The organism is Photorhabdus antumapuensis, assembly GCF_020387775.1.
Lineage (GTDB): Bacteria > Pseudomonadota > Gammaproteobacteria > Enterobacterales > Enterobacteriaceae > Photorhabdus > Photorhabdus antumapuensis.
Genome location: NZ_JAHZMK010000022.1, coordinates 1 through 2,106, shown reverse-complemented (window position 1 = coordinate 2,106; position 2,106 = coordinate 1). Strand labels below are relative to the sequence as shown.

The following is a 2,106-nucleotide window of genomic DNA, read 5'->3' as shown; positions in this document are numbered from 1 at the left end:
TATGAATACTGGTATAACAAAGAAAAACGTGAATACAGTTTTACGTCAACCCCGAATAGCGAACGGTTAACGTTAAGAGGAAATTATTGGCTCTATTTACTCCCCAGTCGGGAAACTGAAAATAACAAAGCTGCCGCTCAGAAAAGTTTGCAGACTTTCCTGAAAAATAATCGTAACTTGGGGGAATCCGTCAGCCATATTATCTGGCTACAACCCACCGATTTTCCTCTACAGATTGACATTGAACTTGATGATGATGTCAACGATATCGCCGACATATTTGCCCAAATTTATATAACAGCGGAACAGATGGTGCAGGCAAAACCCGCACGTTATACCACACAGGCCATAAAAAATCAGGGTTACAGTAACGAAGAGATATTCTCTGGCCCCTATTTACGTCACGGCTGGATACCGACATTACCGCAAGTCAAAGATTACACCAGCGCTACCATATTAAATTTAAGCCACTTGGTTAACCAATTACTGGCAATTAAAGGGGTGCAAAATATCACCCGATTAGCTCTCACTCCGCCCGATGAAATAATTTCCCCGCTACCGAACGATAATTGGTCCTGGAAAATCGCCCAAGGATATTACCCCAGATTATGGGGCAGCGATCCACTGGCATTAATTACCTCGTCAGACAGCCCACTCACCATTACCGCCAAAGGTGGAATTAATATTATCGTTTCCAAACAACAAATAGAGGAAAAAATCATTGCCGATCCGCTAATTAACACCCAGCCGGAATTATTAAATTGGGGAAAACATCGAAAAGTCCTGGATTACTATCCGGTAAGCAATAAATTACCTGCTTGCTATGAATTACAGACCTATGCCAATAGCCAACAACAAGTACAATTACACCAATTTATGCTGCCGTTTGAACAGATGCTGGCCAATGGCTGCGCCGAACTTGACTTGTTACCAAAACTATTGGCATTTAAACAACGGGGAAATAACGTTTACGGTATTCAATGGCCTTTTAAAGCTGATACAGTCAGTCAGCAAGTCCATCAAAACATAGAATCTGATTTGATAGTAAAGCTCAACAACGATTCACAAATCTCTCATCAAGGCACTATTCAGACCAAAAACTATGCAAAAGAGCTGACAATTGTGGATTATCTGTTGGGCTATTTTGGTACTCAGCGCGCAGCCCGGCCACTTACCCTAGATTTACTGGATTTCTTATCTACCCAACGGGGATACCTGTCTCAACAGCCGGAACTGGCCTATCAGCGTAACAATATTCGTATTGATAAGGTATCGGCACTCCAGAAACGCATTGCTGCCCGGTTAGGTCTGGGTGGAGAGTGTTTTAGTGAAACGCCTAATTTGGCTAACTTGCCTTTCTATCTGATTGAACACCGTCAACTCTTACCGGTAAAACCTGATAAAACATTCGATACCGAGCAAAAACCTGATTCGCTAATAGTTGAAGACAATCAGTTAGAAATTACCCAGCAAGGTACAGCAGGCCGGTTACTGCAAGGACAAGTAATAAATCTCATTGTCTATGAAGGTGATAATAAACTGGTATTGCGAGGTCAAATGATTACGGATGTCACAGAAGATACCTTCTCTCTTAACATCAGTAACAGCAGCGATCTAGAACGCAATCTGAGCAGAGTGCAACAAGCATTTGAGCAAGATAAATTACGCTGGCTAAACAGCCCGGTATGGCTGGAAGACATGGATTATCAACTGGTTTATGCCGATCAAACCTATCAAAGTGATGCCGAAGATGAACGCTGGATCACTTCCAGCGCTCAAAGCCCCTTTCCAGCGATGATCGAAGAAAATGATAAAATTACCCTGAAATATGTCATTACACCGTCCGGGCCGGACAAGAAACCTGATTATGAACTCAAGGCAAGCGTCATTAAATTTGATCGCATCCAAGGAAAGATACTCATCAAACGCAGTAAAAACTCACCGAATAATTTTCCATCAGAGGCAGAAGCATGGCGCTATCGTTGGTATTTCTCCAGCGAAAAATATGCTTTAGCCGATCGCTTTTCATTTGTAGTCAGTGTAGTGATTAATCGCCAACTCGTTGAAAATGAAGGCATTGATCCTTACAAATTAGAATCTTGGGTA

1 pseudogene is annotated in these 2,106 nt (G+C 42.2%); it reads left to right on the top strand.

Annotation, left to right across the window (positions count from 1 at the left end):
• A pseudogene (locus KZ793_RS09295) lies at nt 1-2,106 on the top strand (hypothetical protein); the annotation flags it as partial.